General features: G+C 71.0%; 4 protein-coding genes. 3 read left to right on the top strand and 1 reads right to left on the bottom strand.

The annotated features are described in order from the left end of the window. Positions 1-18 precede the first annotated feature (18 nt). Complete coding sequence (locus I5E_RS13040; RefSeq protein ID WP_022907375.1) at positions 19-342, bottom strand: hypothetical protein; 324 nt, start codon at positions 340-342, stop codon at positions 19-21. A gap of 129 nt (positions 343-471) precedes the next feature. Here I5E_RS13040 and glgX point away from each other — a divergent pair, with 129 nt between their 5' ends. The 3 genes from glgX to I5E_RS27030 all read left to right on the top strand — a co-directional run. Next, positions 472-2,709 carry a glycogen debranching protein GlgX gene (gene glgX / locus I5E_RS13035; RefSeq protein ID WP_022907374.1) on the top strand — a complete coding sequence of 746 codons (2,238 nt, stop codon included), beginning with the start codon at positions 472-474 and terminating at the stop codon, positions 2,707-2,709. After that, positions 2,706-5,147: a malto-oligosyltrehalose synthase gene (treY, locus tag I5E_RS13030; RefSeq protein ID WP_022907373.1), complete on the top strand. Its 2,442-nt coding sequence runs from the start codon at positions 2,706-2,708 to the stop codon at positions 5,145-5,147. The genes glgX and treY overlap by 4 nt, the downstream gene beginning before the upstream one ends. Further along, a partial coding sequence (locus I5E_RS27030; protein ID WP_148286966.1) for an SDR family NAD(P)-dependent oxidoreductase occupies positions 5,072-5,254 on the top strand: 183 nt, incomplete at its 3' end. The genes treY and I5E_RS27030, both read left to right, overlap by 76 nt.

Raw genomic sequence — 5,254 nt, 5'->3', positions numbered from 1 at the left:
CTCCTGTCCGTCAGGACGTCACTTCTTGAGGACGCGGACCAGCTTGCGGAGGACCGTCCCGGTGACCCAGATGACCGGGACGCTCACCGCGAGGAGGGAGATCAGGTTCGGCTCGAACTCGAGGTCCTTGCCCGGTCGGCGGACGTAGGCGCCGATCGGGATCGAGACGGCACCGCCGCCCCCGCCGCCGCTCTCGTCGCCGTCCCCGCCGCCACCGAAGCCGAACCAGCCGAGGGACACCGGGATGAGGGTCTGGTCACCGACCTCGACCGGCTCCCCGTAGTTCGTGGTGACGCCGGCGGGGCGCACCTTCTCTGCGATCTGCGTCACGATGTTGGCCATGGCCCGGAGGCTACTCGCCGGTTCCTCCACAGGCTGCGGTCCGAGCGGATCCGTCCACCGTGAGGGCTTGTCTGCGGACGTGGAGGACCCGCGCCGATATGTTGGCGTGACCCACCACTGGAGGACCGTTTGCACACCTGGCCCGGCAACCCGTACCCGCTCGGGGCGACCTACGACGGGAGCGGCACGAACTTCGCCCTCTTCAGCGAGGTCGCCGAACGCGTGGAACTCTGTCTCTTCGACGACGACGGGAACGAACAGTGCATCGACCTCGTCGAGGTCGATGCGTACGTCTGGCACGCGTACCTCCCGAACGTCGGACCGGGCCAGCAGTACGGCTTCCGCGTCCACGGCGAGTACGCCCCCGACAAGGGCCTCCGCGCGAACCCGAAGAAGCTCCTGCTCGACCCGTACGCCAAGGCGACCAGCGGCGACATCGACTGGGACCAGGCGCTCTTCTCGTACACGTTCGGCGACCCGGACTCGACGAACGACGACGACTCGGCGGCCCACATGATGAAGGGCGTCGTCATCAACCCGTTCTTCGACTGGCAGGGCGACCGGGCGCCGCGCATCCCCTACGGCGAGACCGTCATCTACGAGGCCCACGTCAAGGGCCTCACCGAGACGCACCCCGACGTGCCCGAGGAGCAGCGCGGCACCTACGCCGGCGTCGCACACCCGGCGGTCATCGCGCACCTGCAGCGGCTCGGCGTCACCACGCTCGAACTCATGCCCGTGCACCAGTTCGTGAACGACTCGACGCTGCAGGAGAAGGGGCTGTCGAACTACTGGGGCTACAACACCATCGGGTTCTTCGCGCCGCACTCGCACTACTCGTCGTCGGGTGACCACGGCCAGCAGGTGCAGGAGTTCAAGGCGATGGTCCGCGAGCTGCACCGGGCCGGCATCGAGGTCGTCCTCGACGTCGTCTACAACCACACGGCCGAGGGGAACCACCTCGGCCCGACGCTGTCCTTCCGCGGCATCGACAACGCGGCGTACTACCGCCTCGTCGACGACGACAAGCGGTACTACATGGACACCACCGGCACGGGCAACTCGCTCAACGTCGGCCACCCGCACTCGCTGCAGCTGATCATGGACTCGCTGCGCTACTGGGTGACCGAGATGCACGTCGACGGCTTCCGCTTCGACCTCGCCGCGGCCCTCGCCCGTGAGTTCTACGAGGTCGACCGGCTGGCGGCCTTCTTCGAACTCGTCCAGCAGGACCCGATCGTGTCGCAGGTGAAGCTCATCGCCGAGCCCTGGGACGTCGGTCCCGGCGGCTACCAGGTCGGCAACTTCCCGCCGCAGTGGTCCGAGTGGAACGGCAAGTACCGCGACACGGTGCGCGACTTCTGGCGGGGCGAGCCCTCGACGCTCGGTGAGTTCGCCTCGCGCATCTCCGGCTCCGCCGACCTCTACGAGCACGACGGCCGGACGCCCAAGGCGAGCATCAACTTCATCACCGCGCACGACGGCTTCACGCTGTACGACCTCGTCGCCTACAACGAGAAGCACAACGACGCCAACGGCGAGGACAACAACGACGGCGAGAGCCACAACCGCTCCTGGAACTCCGGCGTCGAGGGCCCGACCGACGACCCGGACGTGAACGCCCTGCGGCTGCAGCGCCGCCGGAACTTCCTGGCGACCCTGCTGCTCAGCCAGGGCGTGCCGATGATCGCGCACGGCGACGAGCTCGGACGCACGCAGTCCGGCAACAACAACGTCTACGCGCAGGACTCCGCGATCAGCTGGATCGACTGGGAGGCCGCCGACGACGACCTCGTCCAGTTCACGGCCGACGTCGTGAAGCTCCGGCACGACCACCCGACGTTCCGCCGCACGCGGTACTTCAACGGGCGTCCGGTCCGCCGCGGGCAGGACGAACCGCTGCCGGACGTCGTGTGGCTCACACCCTCCGGTGACGCGATGGAACCCGAGGACTGGGACTCCGGCTTCGGCAAGAGCGTCGGCATGTACCTGAACGGCAACGGGATCCGCGGGCGCGACTCCCGCGGCGAGCGCGTCACCGACGTCGGGTTCATCACCTACTTCAACGCGCACGACGACACCGTGACGTTCACCCTCCCACCCGAGGAGTACTCACCGGGCTGGACGGTCCGGATCGACACGGCCGAGCCCGGTGCGCGCGACGACGTCCTCGACGCCGGCACCCCGCTCGACGTCCCCGCGCGCTCGATGATCGTGCTGCGCGCCGAGCCGGACCACGAGGTCACGGTGACCCCGGTGGACACCGACGCACGCCGGCCGGCCACGGCGGCACCGCAGGACGCCGTCACGCCGATCAACCCCGCCGGTGCCACGGCTCCCTCCGCCACGAGCGGCGGCCAGCAGTGACCGCGCGTCGGGTCCCCACGTCGACGTACCGGCTGCAGGTCACGCCGGACTTCGACCTGGGCGCCGCACGGGACGTCGTCGACTACGTGCGCGACCTCGGTGCCGACTGGCTCTACCTGTCGCCCGTGCTCCAGGCCGAGCCGGGCTCGCAGCACGGGTACGACGTCGTCGACCACACCCGGGTCGACGCCGAACGCGGCGGGGACGAAGCGCTCCGTGCACTCGCCGAGGCCGCGCACGCCGTCGGGCTCGGTGTCCTCGTCGACGTCGTGCCGAACCACGTCGGTGTGGCCACGCCCGCGTCGAACCCGTGGTGGTGGTCCGTGCTCGAACAGGGCCAGGGCTCCCCCGTCGCGTGGGCGTTCGACGTCGACTGGGACGCCGGCGACGGCAAGCTGCGCGTGCCGGTGCTCGACGACCGGCTGCTCGACGCGGTCGAACTCCGCGACGGCCGACTGTACCTCGGCGACACCGCGTACCCGACCGCACCCGGGACGGTGCACGACGGCGACTCGGTGGCGGACGTCCACGCGCGACAGCACTACGAGTTCGTGCACTGGAAGCGCGCCGACCACGAGCTGAACTACCGACGCTTCTTCGCGGTGAACACGCTCGCGGCGATCCGGGTCGAGGAGCCCGAGGTGTTCGCGGCGTCCCACAGCACGATCGGGGCGTGGTTCCGCGACGGCCTCGTGGACGGGCTCCGCATCGACCACCCCGACGGCCTGTACGACCCCGCCGGGTACCTGCAGGACCTCGCGGCGCTCACCGACGGCGCGTACACGCTCGTCGAGAAGATCCTCGAGCCGGGCGAGGAACTGCCGTCCAGCTGGCCGGTCGACGGCACCACCGGCTACGACGCCCTCGGGGTGCTCGACCGCGTGTTCGTCGACCCGGCGGGCGAGGCGTCCCTGACCGCGGCGTCCGGGGCCGAACCGACCGACTGGCAGCGGCTGACGCACGACACCCGTCGTGGCATCGCGGACGGCATCCTCGGCAGCGAGGTCGAGCGGCTCGCCCGGCTGCTCGGCCCGGGTACCGGCGGCGCCGCGTCCGCACCGCTCCCCCACGAGCGGATCGTCGACGCGGTCGCCGAGGTCGTCGCGTCGTTCGACGTCTACCGGACCTACCTGCCCGAGGGCGCCCACCACCTCATCGCCGCGCTCGAGCGTGCCGCTGTGGCACGGCCGGACCTCGGCGACGTGATCGACCGGATCGCGCCCGCGCTCGTCGACCCGGCGAACGCGGCGGCGATCCGCCTGCAGCAGACGAGCGGCATGGTGATGGCGAAGGGCGTCGAGGACACCGCGTTCTACCGGACGTCCCGCCTGACGTCCCTGAGCGAGGTCGGCGGCGACCCGAGCGTGTTCTCGGTCTCGGTCGACGACTTCCACCAGGCGCAGCGTGACCGCCTCGGCAGCTGGCCGCACACCATGACGACCCTCACCACGCACGACACCAAGCGCAGCGAGGACACCCGTGCGCGGATCGCCGTGCTGGCCGAGCTCGGGCCGGAGTGGGCGAGCACGCTCGCGCGGCTGCAGTCACTCGCGCCGCTCGACGACGCCGTCTTCGCCGACCTGCTCTGGCAGGCGATCGTGGGCGCCCGTCCGGCCAGCCGGGAACGGCTGCACGCCTACGCCGAGAAGGCGTCGCGCGAGGCCGGCGACAGCACCACGTGGACGGCGCCGGACGAGGACTTCGAACGCCGGATGCACGCACTCGTCGACGCCGCGTTCGACGACCCGGCCGTCGTCGCCGTCCTCGACGCCCTCGACGAACGGATCGATGCCGCGGGGTGGTCGAACGGCCTCGGGCAGAAGCTCGTGCAGCTCACCGCACCGGGCGTCCCGGACGTCTACCAGGGCACCGAGTCCTGGGACCGGTCCCTCGTCGACCCGGACAACCGCCGGCCGGTGGACTACACCGAGCGTCGGCACGTCCTGGCCGAGCTCGACGGGCCGGACGACGACGGGCCGGAACAGCTGCCCGCCGTCGGGCGGGACGGCCGGGCGAAGCTCCTCGTGACGAGTCGTGCGCTCCGCGTGCGGCGCGACCACCCGGAGCTCTTCACCCGCTACCTCGCGCTCGAGGCGACCGGCAGCGCGGCGGACCACGTGCTCGCCTTCGACCGCGGGGGTGCGATCACGATCGCGACGCGCCTGCCGATCGGCCTCGAGCGCGTCGGCGGATGGGGGGACACCCTCGTGCACGCCGTGCCGACGGACCGCGTCGACCTGCTCACCGGCCGCCGGGTCCCCGCCGACCGGGGCATCGCCCTCGCCGACCTGCTCACCGACTACCCGGTGGCGTTGCTCGTGCCGGCTCACGTGGCCGAGGCGAACGCCCACGGCACCGCGACGTGCTGTGCGCCAATGCCGGCCATGGCCTCGGGCACGGCTTCCTCGACCAGTCACCCACCGACTGGCGACACGTGATCGACACCAACGTCGTCGGCACGCTCTACCTCGTCCAGCAGGTTCTGAAGCCGATGGTGGCGCGAGGCGAGGGAAAGGTGATGCTCACCGGCTCGATCGCCGGCTTC

It is taken from the genome of Curtobacterium sp. B18, assembly GCF_000333375.1.
Taxonomy (GTDB): domain Bacteria; phylum Actinomycetota; class Actinomycetes; order Actinomycetales; family Microbacteriaceae; genus Curtobacterium.
The sequence above is the reverse complement of the archived record's forward strand: the minus strand, read 5'-3'. Positions and strand labels throughout refer to the sequence as shown.